16 protein-coding genes are annotated in these 17,709 nt (G+C 47.7%); 3 read left to right on the top strand and 13 right to left on the bottom strand.

Features of this window, described 5'->3' with window-relative positions; all coding sequences use genetic code 11:
* Positions 1-117 precede the first annotated feature (117 nt).
* The 4 genes from RWM02_RS07520 to rpmB form a co-directional block, all read right to left on the bottom strand.
* On the bottom strand, positions 118-2,211 hold the full coding sequence (locus RWM02_RS07520; RefSeq protein WP_122863508.1) for an RNA degradosome polyphosphate kinase: 2,094 nt from the start codon (positions 2,209-2,211) through the stop codon (positions 118-120).
* Positions 2,212-2,599: 388 nt separating this feature from the next.
* On the bottom strand, positions 2,600-2,824 hold the full coding sequence (locus RWM02_RS07525) for a YdcH family protein (RefSeq protein WP_002946649.1): 225 nt from the start codon (positions 2,822-2,824) through the stop codon (positions 2,600-2,602).
* A gap of 223 nt (positions 2,825-3,047) precedes the next feature.
* Complete coding sequence (locus RWM02_RS07530) at positions 3,048-4,172, bottom strand: potassium channel family protein (RefSeq protein WP_390887748.1); 1,125 nt, start codon at positions 4,170-4,172, stop codon at positions 3,048-3,050.
* Between the two features lie 27 nt (positions 4,173-4,199).
* Positions 4,200-4,391 carry a 50S ribosomal protein L28 gene (rpmB, locus tag RWM02_RS07535; RefSeq protein ID WP_002945979.1) on the bottom strand — a complete coding sequence of 64 codons (192 nt, stop codon included), beginning with the start codon at positions 4,389-4,391 and terminating at the stop codon, positions 4,200-4,202.
* Positions 4,392-4,604: 213 nt separating this feature from the next.
* Here rpmB and RWM02_RS07540 point away from each other — a divergent pair, with 213 nt between their 5' ends.
* Genes RWM02_RS07540 through RWM02_RS07550 form a run of 3 tightly spaced genes read left to right on the top strand, consistent with a single transcriptional unit; the run spans position 4,605 to position 7,533 of the window.
* A complete protein-coding gene (locus tag RWM02_RS07540) occupies positions 4,605-5,969 on the top strand; it encodes an STAS domain-containing protein (protein ID WP_314070719.1) in 1,365 nt (454 codons plus the stop codon).
* Positions 5,970-5,980: 11 nt separating this feature from the next.
* The gene (gene rpe, locus RWM02_RS07545; RefSeq protein ID WP_314070721.1) at positions 5,981-6,628 is read left to right on the top strand and encodes a ribulose-phosphate 3-epimerase; all 648 of its coding nucleotides are present in this window, start codon (positions 5,981-5,983) and stop codon (positions 6,626-6,628) included.
* Positions 6,625-7,533, top strand: a complete 909-nt coding sequence (locus RWM02_RS07550; protein ID WP_314070724.1) for a 3'-5' exonuclease — start codon at positions 6,625-6,627, stop codon at positions 7,531-7,533. The genes rpe and RWM02_RS07550 overlap by 4 nt, the downstream gene beginning before the upstream one ends.
* A gap of 159 nt (positions 7,534-7,692) precedes the next feature.
* Here RWM02_RS07550 and cysE read toward each other — a convergent pair whose 3' ends face one another.
* From cysE to RWM02_RS07595, 9 genes are all read right to left on the bottom strand, one after another.
* Positions 7,693-8,229, bottom strand: a complete 537-nt coding sequence (gene cysE, locus RWM02_RS07555; RefSeq protein ID WP_442551149.1) for a serine O-acetyltransferase — start codon at positions 8,227-8,229, stop codon at positions 7,693-7,695.
* A gap of 10 nt (positions 8,230-8,239) precedes the next feature.
* Positions 8,240-9,151 (bottom strand): cysteine synthase A, encoded by a 912-nt coding sequence (cysK, locus tag RWM02_RS07560; RefSeq protein ID WP_314070728.1) that lies wholly within the window; start codon positions 9,149-9,151, stop codon positions 8,240-8,242.
* 101 nt (positions 9,152-9,252) lie between these two features.
* On the bottom strand, positions 9,253-10,146 hold the full coding sequence (locus RWM02_RS07565; RefSeq protein ID WP_314070731.1) for a Gfo/Idh/MocA family oxidoreductase: 894 nt from the start codon (positions 10,144-10,146) through the stop codon (positions 9,253-9,255).
* Positions 10,139-11,224, bottom strand: a complete 1,086-nt coding sequence (locus tag RWM02_RS07570; protein ID WP_314070734.1) for a DegT/DnrJ/EryC1/StrS family aminotransferase — start codon at positions 11,222-11,224, stop codon at positions 10,139-10,141. Before RWM02_RS07570 ends, RWM02_RS07565 begins: the two co-directional genes overlap by 8 nt.
* Positions 11,225-11,232: 8 nt before the next feature.
* Positions 11,233-11,901, bottom strand: coding sequence for a 3-methyladenine DNA glycosylase (locus RWM02_RS07575; RefSeq protein ID WP_314070738.1), 669 nt, complete (start codon positions 11,899-11,901; stop codon positions 11,233-11,235).
* A 132-nt stretch (positions 11,902-12,033) separates the two neighbouring features.
* On the bottom strand, positions 12,034-12,849 hold the full coding sequence (locus RWM02_RS07580; RefSeq protein WP_314070742.1) for a TIGR00282 family metallophosphoesterase: 816 nt from the start codon (positions 12,847-12,849) through the stop codon (positions 12,034-12,036).
* A complete protein-coding gene (locus RWM02_RS07585) occupies positions 12,849-13,610 on the bottom strand; it encodes an ATP-binding protein (protein WP_314070744.1) in 762 nt (253 codons plus the stop codon). The genes RWM02_RS07580 and RWM02_RS07585 overlap by 1 nt, the downstream gene beginning before the upstream one ends.
* Positions 13,607-16,564: a transcription-repair coupling factor gene (gene mfd / locus RWM02_RS07590; protein ID WP_314070746.1), complete on the bottom strand. Its 2,958-nt coding sequence runs from the start codon at positions 16,562-16,564 to the stop codon at positions 13,607-13,609. Before mfd ends, RWM02_RS07585 begins: the two co-directional genes overlap by 4 nt.
* Positions 16,554-17,705, bottom strand: a complete 1,152-nt coding sequence (locus RWM02_RS07595; RefSeq protein ID WP_314070748.1) for a bifunctional folylpolyglutamate synthase/dihydrofolate synthase — start codon at positions 17,703-17,705, stop codon at positions 16,554-16,556. Before RWM02_RS07595 ends, mfd begins: the two co-directional genes overlap by 11 nt.
* Positions 17,706-17,709 lie beyond the last annotated feature (4 nt).

The raw sequence follows: 17,709 nt of genomic DNA on the forward strand, positions 1-17,709 counted from the left end.
GCGAAGTATTTTTGTTCTAGACGAGGCGCTTTTAAATTTGGCGACGGGAGTTACCGTGTTGGTAATGACCGAGCCGAATTTAAAAGTAACGAAGTATAGGGCAAAAAGACGAGCCGCTTAACTTTCTTTCAAAAGTTTCGCCACCATCTGCTCGCTCTTGCCCTTATCGGTATCCTTTTTCGTCGCCTTGTATACCCCGCTCACGTACTCCTCGAGCACCTCTTGCGAGTTTATGCGCGCGTCGCCCTCTTTAGGTCTCACCTTGGCGTATTCGCCGCTGTTTTGCAACTCAAACGCCAGCTCGTTATCGCTAAGCTGCAAGCGCAAAAACTCGAGCAAGCGCTCTTGCAAATTTTTATCGATTATCGGCGTCATGAGCTCTAGGCGGCGCTCGAGATTTCGCGGCATCCAGTCGGCGGAAGCGATGTAAATTTGAGGCTCGGCGTGCCTGAAATAAAATATCCTCGCGTGCTCAAGGTATTTGCCGATGAGCGATCTCACGCGGATATTTTCGCTTAGACCCTTCACTTCCGGGCGCACGCAGCAGATGCCGCGCACGATGAGGTCGATCTTTACGCCGGCACTACTGGCCTTCACCAGCGCATCCACGATATCGCTATCTACTAGCGCGTTCATCTTGGCCACGATCCTGCCCTGCTCTCCGTGCGCGGTCTCGGTCTTTATCATCTCTAGCACACGCTCTTTTATCTGCATCGGCGACATAGAGAGCGTCTGCAGGCGGCGGTTTTTAGAAAAACCCGAAAGTATATGAAAAAACGTCGTCGTATCGCTCGCAAACTCCGCCCTACTCGTAAAATAGCTCACGTCGGTGTAAATTTTCGCCGAACCGCCGTTGTAGTTGCCGGTGGATAGATGCATGTAAAATTTGAGCTTGCCGCCCTCTTGACGGATGACTTGGCTCACTTTTGCGTGCACCTTAAAGCCCGTGATGCCGTATATCACGTGCGCGCCGGCGTCCTCTAGCGCCTTTGCCCAGTGTAGGTTGTTTTCCTCGTCGAACCTCGCCTTTAGCTCGACCATCACGGTTACTTGCTTGCCGTCGTTTGCGGCATCGATGAGAGCCTGGATGATAGGCGAGCTTTTATCGACGCGGTAGAGCGTCATGCGGATCGAAATCACGCGCGGATCCTTACTCGCCTCCCTGATAAACTGCACTACCGGATCAAAGCTCTCGTAGGGATGCACGACTAGCACGTCTTCTTTATCGATGACGTCAAACATCGAGAGATGAGTGCTAAAAGGCGGCAATGTCTTTGGCGCGTACGGCGGTAGGCAAAGGTGCGAAAATTCTTTATTTCCCACGATTTGCCAGAGCGAATTTAGCGTGAGCGGGACGGTGTACTCGTAGATATCCTTATAAAAAATCTTCATATGCGAGTTTAGAAACTCGACTATCTCGGCATCGGCGTCCTTTTGTATCTGCATGCGGACAAAGGCGCCCTTGCGGCGCAATTTAAGCCCCTGTTCGAGGATCATCATAAAGTCGTCCGCCTCTTCCTCCTCGATGACGATGTCGGCGTTTCTCGTGACTCTAAAAGCAGCCGAGCTAAGTAGCTTGTAACCTGGGAAAATCTCCTCCGCGTGGCGGTGCACGATCGTTTCTATCGGCACGTAGACGTTGTCGGCCGCCTGATAAAATCTCGGCAAAACGCGCGAGATACGTATCATGCCAAATTTCACTATCTCGGGGCTATCCGCGTCGGCAAGCTTGACGGCTAGGCTAAAGCTAAGGTTGTTTAGATGAGGATACGGGTGCGTGGCATCAACCGCGATAGGCACGATGACGGGCAGGATGTTTGAGAAAAAATACTCGTCGCATTTGGCGCGAAGCTCAGGCGAGATCTCGTCGTAATTTTTCATAAAAAGCCCGTTTTGCGCGAGCTCTTTTAGCGCGTCTTTATAGTGTTTTTCCACGAGTGCGAGTTCGTCTTTGATGTATTTTCTGATCTCCCTTAGCTGCTCAAGCGGGCTCATACCGTCGCTACCGCTAGCTGCGACTCCCGCGGCAAAAAGCTGCTTAAGCCCCGCGATGCGAATCATGTAAAATTCATCCAAATTCGTCATGTAAATCGCGATAAATTTTAGCTTTTCAAGCGGCGGCAACGCCTTTTCGCACTGGGCTAAAACGCGCGAGTTAAAACGCAACCAGCTAAGCTCGCGATTGATAAAAACGCTCTTTGTCTCATCCATTTTCCATCCTTTTTAAACTTTTATAAATTTTAGCGAATTTTCTCTTAAATCACGGCCTTTCCAAAAAGCCGTAAGTTTGTGTTATAATAAACGAAAAATAAATTAAATTTCGGCAAAAATAGGCAAGGAAATAAGATGGAATATATTTGGGCGGTTATTATTTTGTGCGTCGGAATGGCGGTTTTTTGGGTGCTCAAAAAGATTTCGATGTAGCCGCGTTGTAAATTTGAAAACAAATTTATATTTTGCGTCAAATTTGGTATTTTTGTAGCGATTTTGCATTCTGTTTTTTGAATTAAATTTGGCGCGATTTGTAGCCAATGAAAGATAAAAAATGAAGTAATTTGAGGCAGAAAAACGGCGGCACAAATCGTCCGCCGCTATTAAATTAAAGATTGTTTTCTTTTTTATATTCGGCTAAAAAGGCGTAAATTTCGTCTTTTAGCCTGAGTTTTTCGCGTTTTAGAGCATCCACTTCGGCATCGTTATAGACGTTGCCTTTTTGCATTTCGGCGATCTTTTCGTCTAGGTCGTTGTGTTTGTCGAAAAGCGACGTAAATCTCGCATTCGTGCCTTTTAGCTTGGTTATAAGCTCTCTGTCTTCATGAAACATATTTGCTCCTTTGGTGGATTAAATTTTAATTTAATTTTAGCGAATATTATTTTAAGAGCTGGTTAAAAACGCGCCGTATTTGGGCGATTTGGTAAATTTTACCCAGCCTACGCCAAGCTTAAATTTATCAAATTTTATTGCGCCGACGAATTGTTTTTGCGTCAAATTTGAAGTGGTTAAGCGACGCAAATTTAAGCCACACAAGTCTCACAAAAGCCCAAATTTAAACGTATTTTAGCTCTTCTGGCTTATGCTTGCTTTTTATGACGCGCTTAGTTAGGCGTATCGACTCGCCGGTACCGATAACTAGCAGCTTCGTACCTGTGCCTATCAGCGTGTCGCCCTTTGGCATCGGGATAAATTTGTTATTTACGTCTTTGATACCCACAACGTCGGCGTTTGTTATGTTTCGCAGGTTAGTTTCTTTTAGGCGTTTAAAGCGCACCCACGAATAATCCGGCACCGAAATTTCCTCGATATCAATCGGCGAGTCTTGCTTATATAAAAACTGCTCGAGCAAATTTTCCATATCCGGACGCACGCTCATCGCGCTAAGGCGCTGGGCGACGAGTTTTGATGGACTCACGACGCTGTTTGCGCCGAGCTTTTTTAACCGCTCGGTATCGTCTTGGTTATCGGAGTTTGTCATTATAAAATACGGCTTTTTGCGCCCGATTTCTTTTTCATATAGCCTTACTGTGGCGATGAGGGCGATGTTGTCGGCGATGTTTGGGCTTAGCGTGATCATGCCTTTTGCGCTTGAAAAATGCGTCTTTAAAAGCGCCGTTTGCGTGTGCGGCTGAGAGACGATATAGTATGGATACTTGTATTTTTCCGCGATTTCCGGCAGATCCTCGCACGGATCGATGACGATAAATGGGATGTGATTTTCCCTAAATTCGCGGCTTAATTCCATTGTGTATTGGTTGTGATAGCAGATGACAAAGTGGTTTTTTAGTCTTGCGATTTTATATAACATTCGTCTTTCCTTTATGATCGCTACGAGCGCGCCTTTTTTTAAAACTTCGAGCATCAAACCCGTAGAAAACGTAAAAACGGCAAAGCCTAGCAAAATAAAAGTGATAGTAAAAATCCGGCCGGCCGGAGAAATAGGCGCGACCTCGGTAAATCCGACGGTCGTAAAAGTCATACCGGCCTGATAAATCGCGTCTATCAGGCTAAAACCATCGATCGTGACGTAGCCCATAGCTCCGACCATCATCATCAAAACGACTAAGATGAGCGGTAAGCGAAACGGGCGAAGTTGTTCGTAAAGTTCGGTATTGAGGTTGATTTGAGGTTTGGCGGAACTCGACCAGTTGAGGAATTTTAAAATCTTTTTAAACAAAGACAACTCCTCAAATTTGCGGTAAATTTAGCGTGACTGTTTTCTCATCGTTCTTAGCGTAGAAGCAGCTACTTTGATCTTTCTCGTAGTGCCGTCCTCTAGCGTAACGCGGATGGTTCTTAGGTTTGGCAAAAACCTTCTTTTCGTTCTGTTTTTGGCGTGGCTGACGTTGTTGCCTACCATCGGGCCTTTGCCTGTTATTGCGCATACTCTTGACATATTTGTTTCCTTAAAAATAAAAATTTCTGCTGATTTTATCTAAAAGAAACAAAATAAAAGCTTAAAGCTACTTTTACAAAAGCGTTAGCTTTTAAACTGATTTTATGGATAAAAAAGCTAAAATATCGCAACTTAAACGTGGTTAAATTTTAAAAATTTACTAGTCGATTTTTAGCAAATTTAAAATTTTAGGAAAGCTTTTATCCCCATTTTATGAGACTAAGATTTAAAGACAACGTCGCAATATTTTACCCTCTTGGCTTTCTAGACGGCGATATCGACAAATACAGCATTGGCGATGCAAGCATAAGAAAATTACGCCAAAATGCGCCGCGTCATATCCTAATATCCCTAAAAAACGCCGTTTATTTCAACAAAATAGGTTTTAATCTCGTCCTAGAAATCGTCTCCAGGATAGCAAAGGAAAGCAACGCCGACATAGGCTTTTGCGACTATAACGAGCTTAAATTTAAAGCGCTAAAAAGGATGTCAAAGGATGTTTTAAACGTATCGTTTTTTGAGACTTCAAACGTTGCGCTCCTATTTTGGGGTACTTTTGAGCCGGAATTTGCAAACAGACGCATTATAGTCTTTAACTCGGACGCCGATCAAAAACGCCAGATCGCCTTGAGACTTTCAGGCCGCGGGTATAAGCCCGTGATTGCAAAAGATATCAATGAATTTAGGAGCACTTATAAAGATTTTGAATACGCCGTTCATCTAACCGACATAAAATCCAGCAAAAAAGATATCAAAATCACGCTCAAAGAAAATGTCGTGATCTACGGCATAGACGGCTTTATCGACTCCTCTTTCTCGGAAAATTTCGACTATAAAGTTTTTCTAAATTCGCTCAAAGTAGGCTTTAAATTTTTTGTTTTTGATATGAGCAAATCAAGCTCCATCAACATCCACGGCGTGTCGTTTTTAGCCAAACTTATGATGGAGTGCGCCGAGTACGGAGCCACGATAGCTCTGTGCGGACTAAAAAAAGAGAGCATGTCAAAAGCGCTGGTTTATGACTTGGAAGACTGCGGGATTTTGCTTTACCGCTCGATAGAGGACTTTTTTAACGACGACGCTACGATAGAAGGCGGCGGCGCAACAGCCGAGGATAGACCCAAAAATATCACGAAAGAGCTTGTGGACGTCCTGCCCAACCTGCTAAAAGTCATCATGGATACGCTAGCGTCTTTGTCAAATTTACCAGTCACCCGCACCGCCACGGAGATAGCAAATTTTAGCTGCGACGAGGAGAAATTTTGCATGGGTTCGGTAGCGTTTTACGGCGATATGAATGCCAAATTTATCCTATGTCTCGAAAAATACGCCGTTCATAGGATCTGCAAAATTTTACTCCAAGAAGGTAGCGGCGTAAGCATGACCGAGGCCTACGCTGACCTACTTAGCGTCATCTCCGACCGCATCGAGGCGTGGCTAAAAGGCCAAAAGATAGAGGCGAATTTTACCTTGCCGCACGTTTTTGAAACCATCATAGACGAAGACAAAAAAAACAAAGGCGTCCTAGTACGACTCGACATAGACGGCATGGACGCGATATTTTTTCTAAGTAAATAAAGGACAATCAAATGTACGTAGCACCAAGTATTTTATCGGCTGATTTTGGAAATTTAAGAGCCGAGATCGAGGCCGTCTGCGAGGCCGGAGCTGATCTCGTGCATGTCGACGTGATGGACGGGCATTTTGTGCCGAATTTAACCATCGGCCCCATCGTAGTAAACGCCGTAGCAAAGGCCGCTACAAAGCCGCTAGATATACATCTGATGGTTCAAAATAACACATTTTTTGCCGATCTTTTTTTGCCTCTGAAGCCTAAATTTTTAAGCTTTCACATCGAGGAGGAAAAGCATCCGTTACGTCTAATAGACCACATCCGCAGCCACGGCGTGGGGCCTGCTATCGTGCTAAACCCGCATACTCCGGTATCGGCGATCGAGCACATCGTAAACGAAGTCGACATGGTGCTGCTAATGAGCGTAAATCCAGGATTTGGCGGGCAAAAGTTTATCCCTTCGGTGCTCGAAAAAGCCCGCAGCCTACGCGAAATGATCGAGCGTAAAAACGCAAAATGCATGATCGAGGTAGACGGCGGCGTGACGGGACTAAACGTCGCACAGCTCGATGAAGCGGGCGTGGATATCGTCGTGGCGGGCAGTTATATATTTTCGTCAAATTCATACGAGCACTCGATCCGCTCGCTAAAGCTCGAGTTTTGAACCAAGATTTTGAAAATTTACTAGCCGTCATCGCCAAGCGAAACGTAGCCTACGCCAACTTCGTCGCCGTAACCAAGCAAATGGACGAATACGCCGAGCTTTTTGATGTCCGCGACGTGCAGATGTGGCGCGCACTGGGGCTTGATATAGCCCGCACCGCAAAAAACCAAATCGAGCTAAAAACTCGCCGCAAAGAGATAAAAGATCAAATTTTTTGCGTCGTAGATATAGAAACTAGCGGCGGCATAAATAGCGGTCAAATCATCGAAATCGGCGCGCTAAAGATACAAAACGGCGAAATAATCGGTAAATTTGAAACCTTCGTGTACGCGCCCTACGTCCCGGAAAATATCAGCGAACTAACGGGCATCACCGCAGAACACCTAAAAAACGCGCCAAGCCTTGCCTTTGTCATGGAGCAATTTAAAGTTTTTCTAGGCCAGAGCGTTTTTGTGGCACACAACGTTCGTTTCGACTACGGCTTTATCAGCTCGACGCTGGAGGCGCTAGGATACGGCGAGCTACTAAATCGCAGGCTCTGCACGATCGACCTAGCCCGCCGCACTATCGCCTCGCCAAAATACGGCCTAGGGACGCTAAAAGAGTTTTTAGGCATAAAGAACACTCACCACAGGGCACTAAGCGACGCTATCGCGGCTGCTGAAATTTTTAAATACTCGCTACAAAAGCTCCCGAGCGAGGTAAAGACGACCGAGGATCTAATAGAGTTTAGCAAATCGGCTAAGACGATGAAGCGACTAAAAATCACGACGAATGAAGCCGGCGAGACGATCAAATTTGACGACAATGAAAATTTGAGCGAAGCAAGCGAGTCTCAAATTTTAAACGTCGGCGGCAAAATACAAAAAGAAAAAGAGCCTAAACTTCCGATATTTGACGAGTAAATTTAACTAAAATTTGACGTAGGCGAATTTGATAAATTTGAAGCCCGATACAAGCTCGCAAAAATATACTCTATTTCTGCCGCCTGGAAATCTTTTAAATTTAACAGAGTTAAAAAGTAAATTTATAAAAATAGCAGCCAAGGTCGGCGCAAATTTAACCTACTCGCCGACTCGTTCGCCGTTTATTCGCACGATCCTAGCGGGGATGCCTACGACCGTGGCGTTATCGGGCACGTCTTTTAGTACGACCGAGTTCGCGCCTATTTTGGCGTTTTCGCCGATCAGGATGTTTCCTAGCACCTTTGCGCCGGCTGCTATCGTAACGCCGTTTTTTACGGTCGGGTGGCGCTTGCAGCACTCTTTGCCCGTGCCGCCTAGAGTTACTTGATGATAGATCAGCACGTCATCGCCCACCTCGGCCGTCTCGCCGATAACCACGCCCATGCCGTGATCGATAAAAAGCCGCCTGCCGATCTTGGCGCCCGGATGTATCTCGATACCCGTTAAAAAGCGCGACATCTGCGAAACGAAGCGCGCCGTAAATCGCCAATTTTTAACATGCAAAAAGTGTGCGAATCTATGAAAAAAGACGGCATGGATACCCGGAGTATTGACGAGGATCGCCCCGTAGCAGCACGAGGCTACCGACGGGTCCTTTTCTCGCACGGTCGCGACCAGCTCGTTTAGCTCAGCTATCAGTCCCAAATCACGCCTCGTAAAGCGGAGTACTAAGATATCTCTCGCCGTTATCTGGGGCTATGAAAAGCACCTTTTTGCCCTTACCTAGCCTCTTTGCGACTTTCACCGCAGCCGCCAGAGCCGCGCCGCCCGAGATACCTAGCAAGATACCCTCCTCTTTAGCTAGCTTTCTAGCCGTCTCAAAGGCCTCGTCGTTATCCACGCGCTCTATCTCGTCGATGCAAGCAGTATCAAGCGTAGCTGGGATAAAGCCCGCTCCTATGCCCTGGATCTTGTGCGGGCCGGGTTTTTCGCCAGAGATCACCGCAGAGTCGTTTGGCTCGACGGCGATGATCTTAGTCTTATAGCCGTTTGCTTTTAGCGCTCTTGCGGTGCCGCTTAGCGTACCGCCCGTGCCTACGCCCGCTACAAACGCGTCAAGCTCCCCAAAGTCATCCATGATCTCTTTTGCCGTCGTTAGCTCGTGAGCCTGCGTGTTAAATTTATTCTCAAACTGACTTAGCATCACGTAGCCTTTTTCGCGCACGAGTTCGTTTGCTTTTTCGATCGCGCCTTTCATACCTTTTGCGCCCTCGGTTAGCACTAGCTCCGCTCCGTAGGCCTTTTGCAGCTTGCGTCTTTCTATGCTCATGGTTTCTGGCATCACTAGCACGACCTTGTATCCTAGCGCCGCGCCGACCATAGCCGCGCCTATGCCAGTGTTGCCGCTAGTTGGCTCCACGATGACGTCGCCTTTTTTTAGCGTACCTTCTTTTTGCATACCGAGGATCATATTTGCGGCGATTCTATCTTTTACCGAGCCGCCCGGGTTAAAAAACTCAAGCTTTGCATAAATTTCAGCCATGCCCTCTTCGTGCACGCTGTTTATCCTTACGATCGGCGTTTTACCGATGGTTTGAACGATGTTTTCATATATCATTTAGACTCCTTTTGAAAAAATCGTGTAATAATAACTTCTTTTTCCATAAATATAAATAAAATATAAAAAAATAAATTTTCTTTTATATTTCAGCCTAAAATTTAGCTCGCATTCTCTATGATTTTTAGCGTTTTTAGGCTGTCTTCTATGCTAGCGCCCGCGCTTTGCTCGCCGCTTAAAAGGCACACGAAGTCCTCTAGTTCGCTTGTTAGAGGATCAGTTCTTTTGACGAATATATTTTGCGTTTTATACGAGCTAGCGTCAAATTCGCTAAATTTAACGAGGCTTTGATTTAGCAAATCAGCCTCGTAAACTGCCCCCTTACACGCGACCTCGACCGTTCTTTTGCGTCTGTGCGCTAGCCAGCTAGTAGCGATTAGAGCCGTTATCTCGCCCTCAAGCTCAAACGACAAAACCGCGTTATCTTCAAATTTAGCGTGGATTTTGCTCGAGCATTTTATATCGGCACTTTTTATCTCTCTACCGCTTAAAAATCTAATGAGATCTATATCGTGCACGGCTAGATCGGCCAGTATGCCCACATCCGCGATTCGCTGCGGAAAGGGCGCGTTTCTGGTTATTTGGATGCTGTAGATTTCCTCGTTTTCAAGCTCTTTTTTTAGCGCCGCGATCGCTGGGTTAAAGCGCTCGACGTGCCCGACGGCTACTTTTATATCTCGCCGCTTAGCTTCGTCAAGTAAAATTTGAGCATCCGCAGCATTTGCGCAAACGGGCTTTTCGATGAGCAAATTTAGCCCCTTTTGCATGCATTTTAGCGCCGCTTCTTTATGTAGCGAGGTCGGCGTAGCGATGACGGCGGCGTCTAAATTTTCGCTCTCTAGCATCTCGTCAAGATCAGCGTAAATTTTTTGCGCAAAATTTTCCTTGCAAAACGGATCGCAAAGAGCGACTATCTGCACGCCAGCGACGTTTTGCAGCGCACGGTAGTGGTTTTTGCCCATGACGCCAAGACCTATGAGCGCAAATTTAAGCATTGTTTATAACCTCGATAACGTAGTCTTGCTCCTCTTTGGTTACAAACGCAGACATCGGCAGCGCCATTATATCCTGCGCCACCGCTTCGCTCACGGCAAAATCCCCAAGCTTGTAGCCAAGATGCTTAAACACCTCTTGCAAATGCAGCGGCACGGGGTAATAAACGCCCGTCGGCACGCCTTTTTGCGCGCAGATTTCTAGCATTTTCGCTCTATCTTTTACGCGGATACAGTACTGCGCCCACGCCGAGACGTTGCCCTCCGCGACGAAAGGCGTTACGACGCCCTTTAGCTCGCTAGTATATCTCGCCGCGATCTCTTGGCGTTTTGCGATTTCGGCGTCAAGGTACTTTAGCTTGACGTTTAAAATGCCCGCCTGGATGGCGTCGAGTCTGCCGTTTATGCCGACGTATTTGTGGATGTAGCGCTCGGACTGACCGTGGTTTAGCAGGATGCGCATTTTTTCGTTCAGGGCGTCGTCGTCCGTAAATATCGCTCCGCCGTCGCCGTAGCAACCAAGCGGCTTAGCCGGGAAAAACGAGGTCGTAGCGATGCGCGAGAGGTTGCAGGATTTTACGCCGTTTTGGCTCGCACCAAAGCTTTGCGCGGCATCTTCTATGACGGTTAGGCCGTGCTTTTGCGCGATGGCGTTTATCGCCGCCATATCAGCCGCCTGCCCAAAAAGCGACACCGGCACGATAGCCTTGGTCTTTGGCGTGATCTTTGCCTCGATCAAATTTGGACCGATATTATACGTCCTCTCGTCGATATCGACGAACACGGGCTTTGCGCCCAAAAACGCTATCATCTCGGCCGTAGCGATAAAGGTAAAAGGCGTCGTGATGATCTCGTCGCCGGGCTTTATATCAAGCGCCATAAAGGCTAGTAGCAGCGCGTCCGTGCCGCTACTGCAAGCTATAGCATACTTTGCGCCGCTAAATTTAGCTAGATTTTCCTCTAGCTCGCCGACCTTGCCGCCGATATAGACCGAGCTATCTAGCACATCTTTGATCTGCTCGTCGATTTCGCTTTTGTATTTTTGATACTGGGCTTGTAAATTTATAAAATTTATCTTCATCTTCGCTCCTATTTTATGGATTTTAGTATCTCTTCGCCTGCTTCGTCCAGCTTTTTACCGCTAAAGTGCGCCTTGCAAAACTCCACTATCTTGCCGTGAAATTTGGCGTAAATTTCATTCATCTCTAGCTCGCGTCCGTACGCCTCTCGAATTTGCTCGCTATCTACGGCCTCTAGCCACTCGCGAGCTTCTTCGTAGCTTTCAAACTCATACCCCAAAAAGCCCAAAATCCGCAAAGCGTAGCTATCTACAACCATCACCTCGCGCCCGCACGCGTAGCAAAGCACCGCGTCGCAGCTCTCCGCGCCGATGCCTTTTACGCCAAGCAGCCACTCGCGGCTCACGTTTTCTTTGAAATTTTCAAAATCTCCGAATTTTTTAAAAATCGCCTCGCAAAGCGTTTTTAGGCGTTTTGCTTTGGTGTTGTAAAAGCCGCTTGGCTTTATGAGCAAGGCAAGCTCGGCCGCGGGAGTTTTTACGATACCCTCAAGGCTCATCAAATTTGCGTTTTTTAGGTTATTTAGCGCTTTATCGGCGTTTTTCCAGTTGGTATTTTGTATCAAAACGGCGCCGACCACGACCTCGAAAGTCCCGGCTCCCGGCCACAAAAGAGGGTCGTCCGCGTCAGCCTTTACGCCAGCGTTTTTTAGCGCCAAAAAAAGCTGCGTGCTATCCATCGTTTTTCCTTTTTCTTTGTTTTTTAGCAAATTTAGCGTGCGGCTCTTGCTCAAATTTACCGTCCGAAACGACGCTGAGATTAAATTTGAGTAAAAGCCGCGGCCATTAGCTCGGCTAAAATTTGCGCTCGCTTATGCAAATTTAACCGCGCGCTGCACCAAAGGCTCGCCAACTCCGTCTATGACGCGGATCTTAAAGGCATCCGTGCAGCGCCCGCCGTCAAATTCAAACACGACCATTTGAAAGATTCGCCTGCATTTTTCATTTACCTTAAACGAGTGCTTGAGCCCCGTTAAAAAGCTCTTCACCGGCGCTTCCGCGTCCATGCCGATGACGCCGTCAAACGCCCCGCTAAGACCGACGTCGCTCACGTAGGCCGTGCCGCTAACTATTTGCAAATCATCGGTGCCAACGTGCGTGTGAGTGCCGGCTATCGCGCCTACTCGCCCGCAAAATAGCCTAAAAAAGGCGTTTTTCTCGCTCGTGGCCTCGGCGTGAAAGTCTATTAGGATATTTTCGCTCTCGCACTCCTCTAGCGCGCGCTCGGCCTCCAAAAAGGCGTTGTTCGTATGCGGCAAGCCGTAGTGTCCCATCAAATTTACCACGCTTAGGCTTTTGCCCTCTTTGCTCAAATTTATCGCGCCGCGCCCCGCAGTTCCCGCGAAGTGATTATACGGGCGGATGATAGGCAGGACGTCCATCAGCGCGACTACGTCTTTTTTATCAAAGCTATGGTTGCCGCCCGTGATCGCGTCGATACCGCATCCCAGCAGCTCGTGCGCGTTTGTGGCGGTTAGACCAAAGCCCCCGCTTGCGTTTTCGGCGTTTGCGACGATAAAGTCAAGCTCGAATTCTCGCTTAAATTTTGGCAAATTTTGTATAACCGCGCTTCTTCCCGCGCGTCCGACGATATCGCCTACAAAGCCCACTCTAGTTAAATTTGCCATCAAATTTTATCTTTATAGCTTAGATAAAACTGCCTTGCGGTGCGTCCCGAGCGGCTCGCGCGCAGCTGTGCGTATTGCTTTGCTAGCTCGTGAAGCATAGCTCTGTCGCCTACGAAATCTTTAAAATAAAAATCCACCATCTTTAGATAGTCCGCAAAACTGCCCTGATAAAAGCTAAGCCAAAGCCCGAATCTATCGCTAAGCGCAATCTTTTCCTCGACCGCGTCGCTATAGTGCAGCTCCGTCTCGCCGACCCTTGCGCCCTCATTGTCGCTTTTTAGTTCGCTGATCAGGTGGCGGCGATTTGAGGTGGCGTAGACTAGCACGTTTTTAGGCGCTTTTTCGATCGAGCCCTCAAGCACGGGTTTTAAAAATTTATAACTCATGTCTCCCGCCTCAAAGCTAAGGTCGTCGCAAAAAATGATAAATTTAAAACTGCTATCCCTGATCTCGTAAATGATCTCGGGTATCATCTCTAGCTCGTCGTTTTTTAGCTCGATTAACCGAAGGCCCTCAGGGTAAAATTTAGTAAAAACTGCCTTAACCAGACTGCTTTTACCGCAGCCTCGCGCGCCCCAGAGTATCGCGTGATTAGCACCCTTGCCCTCTAAGAAATTTCGCGTATTTTCCAAGAGCTCTTCTTTTTGCTTTTCGATCCCGACAAGCCCATCAAGCTGCGTAAAATCAACGTCCGTTACGCCCTTTAAAGCGCCGAATTTGCGCCGATAAATCGCTGCGGCAGTCGTGTTCCAGTCTATCATTTCTCCGCCCGTCCTTTATTTAGTTTTCTAAGGTAGATTAATATCTCCTCTATCACGTCGTCATCGTCTTTGCTCTTTGATCTTAGTCTGGTTTGTTCGCCGTTTTGCGCGGTTAGCACGATATTTTGCTCGGCGTTTGAGATGGCTTTGAAGCCCGCTTTTATCGCTAAAATTTTAATTATAATGAGGCTTAAAAACTGCTTGGTGTAGATATCTAGCTTGCCGAATCTATCCTCGATCTCGCCCTCTATCTCGTAAACCTCGGCGACCTCTTTGCACTTGCTAAGCCGTCTATATAGCTCCAAGCGCAGCCTGTCTTCGCCGATAAACTCTGAGTTTAAAAACGCGTTTATGCTAAGTTTCAGGTCGATTTTCGCGCTTTCAAAGCTCTCTTTGTTTAGCAGTTTATTTATCTCTTCTTCAAGCATTTTGATGTAGAGCGAGTAGCCGATCGCCTCGATATGGCCGCTTTGGGCTTCGCCCACCAGGTTGCCGCCGCCTCTGATTTCTAGATCGTGATAGGCTAGCACGCTACCAGAGCCCAAAAACGAATTACTCTCAAGCGCGACCAGGCGTTTTAGCGCGTCCTCGCTTAGGGCGTTTTTGTCTTCGACCAGGAAGTAGCAATACGCCTGCCTATCGCTCCTGCCGACGCGTCCGCGCAGCTGATGCAGGTCTGCGATGCCGAATTTATTCGCGCCCTCGATGATGATGGTGTTTACGTTTGGCAGGTGGATACCGCTTTCTACGATGCTGGTGCTTAGCAGCACGTCGTATTCGCCGTTTTCAAACCTCATCATCTCCTCTTCGGTCGTTTTAGCGTCAATCTTGGAGTGTAGCGTGAGGATGCGTAAATTCGGCATGATGTCCAAAATTTGCTTTTTTGCCTGAGACATAGTGGCGATGTGGTTGTGGATATAAAAAATTTGACCGCCGCGGCGCAGTTCGCGCATCACGGCCTCTTTTACCGCCTTTTCGTCCCACTCGCGCACGCTAGTTCGCACGTCTAGGCGCGAGCTTGGGGGAGTTTGCAATACGGAGTAGCCCTTGACGCTTGAAAGCGCCATATTTAGGCTGCGCGGTATCGGCGTCGCGCTCATAGATAGCACGTGCGAGGCGCTTGAAATCTCTTTTAGTTTTTCCTTTTGTTTTACGCCGAATTTATGCTCTTCGTCGATGATGATGAGGCCTAAATTTGAGGGCTTAACCGACAAAAGCGAGTGCGTACCAACGCAAACGCAAGGCTGTCCCGTCTCTAGCGCCTTAACCGCGGTTGATTTTTCCCTCGCGCTCGTGAAGCGGTCGAGTTTAAAGACGCTAACGTCAAATTTGCCCAGCCTCTCTTTTAGGCTTTTAAAATGCTGGGAGCTAAGAAGCGTCGTCGGCACGAAAAATAGCGCCTGAAAGCCCGATTTTACGCACTTAAATATCGCGTTCATCGCAACTTCGGTTTTACCGAACCCCACGTCGCCGCTAAGCAGCCTATCCATCACCTTGCCGCTTTTTAGGTCGTTTGCGATGTCGCTTGATGCGCGCTCCTGATCTCTCGTGTAGGCAAAGCCCGCGTTTTGCAAGAAATTTAGATACTCCGCATCGTCTTTTTCGATGATTTCGCCGCGGATTAGCTCGCGCTGGGCGGCTAGCGAAATAATCTTTGACGCGATTACGAAAAGTTTGGCTCTAACTTTTTCTTTTATCTTGGCGAAATTTGCCTTGCCCAGGCGGTCTAAAACCGCGATACTACCGCTGCCCGCGACGTATCTGTCGATCAAATTTAGATGCTCGACGGGCAAAAGCAGCTTGTCCTCGTTTTGATAAACGATCACGACAAACTCGCGCGTCCTGCCTAGCACCGTTAGTTTTTCAAGCCCAGTAAATTTGCCGATACCGTACTCCTCGTGTACGACGTAGTCGCCCGCCTTTAGCTCGTCGATCGCTAGACTCGGTTTTTTGGCGCGCTTTTTCTTTTCAAATTTATTTAGCGATACGATGATTTCGCTTGGTGAGATCAAATTTAACGCCGCTTCGGTTTGCACGAACTCTACGTTTTTGTATTCGCTCAAATTTAATGCGTTAAAAAGCCCTTCGTTACGCACTAAGACTTTGATTTTTTTATTTTTATTTAACTCGAAAAAATCGGTGTTTAAAGTTACGCTTAAGTCTTTATAAACTTTAGCTGCGGGCAATACGGGCAAATTTGCCACCTCGCCCAGATCGCGCTCAAAGCCGTCAAATTTTTTCGTCAAAACCGTTTTAAATTCGCGCGTATAGTCTATAAAGCCGTCTATCGCCCAAAATCCGAGCGTCTTTAGGTCACTGATTAGCGCGTCCGTTTGCATATCTTTTATTTTTTCTGACGTTTTTTCAAACTCGGCCTCGCCCAGAGCCGCGATAAAAGGCGAAATTTCAACGCTTTTTAGCTCGGTTTTGTTTGAAATTTGCGTCTGCGTGCTGTAGTGCCTGATACTCTCTATCTCGCCCTCAAAGAGCAAAATGCGGTTTGGCTCCTGCGCGCCGACGCAAAAAACGTCTATAATCTCGCCGCGCACGCAAAACTCGCCCTCGCTCTCCACGATATCCACTGCTTCGTAGCCAAAGCGCAGTAGCTTTTGGGCTAGCTCTTTGGGATCGATTTTATCGCCGAAATTTAGCGTAAGCTTTTGTAGATGTTTTTTGCCGGGAAGTTTGTTTAGGACCGTGCAAACGGGGCTGATAAGGAGCTTTTTGCCCTCAAATTCGTAAAATTTGGCTAGCTCAGAGGATAACTCGAAAAGCTCGGCGCTAAAGCTGCGCAGATCATCGCCCTCGCGCGCTCTAAAATCGGGCAATCTAAAGACCTTAAGCCCGGCAAATTCCGCCGCGCTAAGAGCCGCGATGGCCTCCTTATCGTCCTCGCAGACTAGTAGCTGCGCATCGCCTCCGTTTAAAAAATACTCAAAAACCTCACTTTGCACCGCGGTACCTTTTTAAGAAGGCTTCCACGAGGTAAAACGACCCGAATGCCAGATACTCTTCGTCCGCGCGCACGTCCGTAAAGCCCTCAAACTCCATATCAAGCCGGCGCAAGGCATCTTTCACCTGCGCCGTCGCAAGCTCGCGGCCGGGCGCCTCGTACTCGATGATGTAAGTTTTTTTAACGATCGGCTTGATCGCCTTTAGGACGGCTTTTATGTCCTTGTCGGCAAAGGCGTTAAAGATCAAATTTAGCTTTTTGCCCTCAAATTTTTTAGCTAGGGCTTGCGCCGCCATCTCGTTGTGTCCGACGTCGATAGTGACGTTTGGCGCGATCTTTTCGCAGCGTCCGCCAAGATCCAGCGCGCCTAAATTTGCTAAATTTAAGCTAAACCCGAGCTCCTTAAACGCCGAAGAGCTAAGCGTCAAATTTGAATGTAAAAACTCGGGCAAGCCGAATTTATCCGCATAAATTTTAATCTCGTTTTTATCCTCGCTGCTCAAATTTTGGGAAGCAAATTTGAGCATCGCGCCTTTTTTGGCAGCGATCCCTCTAGCGATATCGGCGCAAAGCTCGCTCATATCATCATTCATCAAAGCAACGTCCGCCATCGCGTTAAATTTAGTCGTCGCGATCTGCTCTAGCTTGTCGCCAAGCAACGCCGTGTGGTCAAAACCGATCGGAGTAAAGAGGCTAAGGCGCTTGTCAAATACGTTCGTAGCGTCGAATTCTCCTCCGACGCCCGCCTCGCAGACGAAAAAGTCGTACCCCTCAAAAAGCGGAGCGCAAAGCAGCGTCGCGTACTCAAAATACGAAAGCGAGCGCGCGACCTCGGGGGGCAAAATTTTAATCAGCCTCTCGTGAGCCGTCTCGAGCGCATCCGCGCTAGCTACGGCGCCGTTCATCCAAAATCTCTCGCGAAACTCGAAAATATGCGGGCTCGTATAGTGTCCGACGCTATGGCCGCGAGCTAGCATCTGCGCTAAAAATCGCCCCGTACTGCCCTTGCCGTTCGTGCCGATAAGATGGATGATTTTTGGTATTTTAAACGCGCCTTGTACGAATTTAAAGGCGCTTGGCATACGCGCGCGGTTGATTTCCTTATAAAAAAGGGGTTTGTTTTCTAAAAAATTATCTAACATTCAT

It is taken from the genome of Campylobacter showae, from assembly GCF_963515975.1.
Lineage (GTDB): Bacteria > Campylobacterota > Campylobacteria > Campylobacterales > Campylobacteraceae > Campylobacter_A > Campylobacter_A showae_F.

Excerpts from the sequence above, each read along its gene's own strand:
- RWM02_RS07580 (WP_314070742.1), bottom strand. The coding sequence starts at position 12,849 with ATGGCAAATTTAACTAGAGTGGGCTTTGTAGGCGATATCGTCGGACGC.
- RWM02_RS07520 (WP_122863508.1), bottom strand. The coding sequence starts at position 2,211 with ATGGATGAGACAAAGAGCGTTTTTATCAATCGCGAGCTTAGCTGGTTG.
- RWM02_RS07575 (WP_314070738.1), bottom strand. The coding sequence starts at position 11,901 with ATGGATAGCACGCAGCTTTTTTTGGCGCTAAAAAACGCTGGCGTAAAG.
- RWM02_RS07570 (WP_314070734.1), bottom strand. The coding sequence starts at position 11,224 with ATGAAGATAAATTTTATAAATTTACAAGCCCAGTATCAAAAATACAAA.
- rpmB (WP_002945979.1), bottom strand. The coding sequence starts at position 4,391 with ATGTCAAGAGTATGCGCAATAACAGGCAAAGGCCCGATGGTAGGCAAC.
- RWM02_RS07540 (WP_314070719.1), top strand. The coding sequence starts at position 4,605 with ATGAGACTAAGATTTAAAGACAACGTCGCAATATTTTACCCTCTTGGC.
- cysK (WP_314070728.1), bottom strand. The coding sequence starts at position 9,151 with ATGATATATGAAAACATCGTTCAAACCATCGGTAAAACGCCGATCGTA.
- RWM02_RS07595 (WP_314070748.1), bottom strand. The coding sequence starts at position 17,705 with ATGTTAGATAATTTTTTAGAAAACAAACCCCTTTTTTATAAGGAAATC.
- RWM02_RS07525 (WP_002946649.1), bottom strand. The coding sequence starts at position 2,824 with ATGTTTCATGAAGACAGAGAGCTTATAACCAAGCTAAAAGGCACGAAT.
- RWM02_RS07565 (WP_314070731.1), bottom strand. The coding sequence starts at position 10,146 with ATGCTTAAATTTGCGCTCATAGGTCTTGGCGTCATGGGCAAAAACCAC.
- rpe (WP_314070721.1), top strand. The coding sequence starts at position 5,981 with ATGTACGTAGCACCAAGTATTTTATCGGCTGATTTTGGAAATTTAAGA.
- RWM02_RS07585 (WP_314070744.1), bottom strand. The coding sequence starts at position 13,610 with ATGATAGACTGGAACACGACTGCCGCAGCGATTTATCGGCGCAAATTC.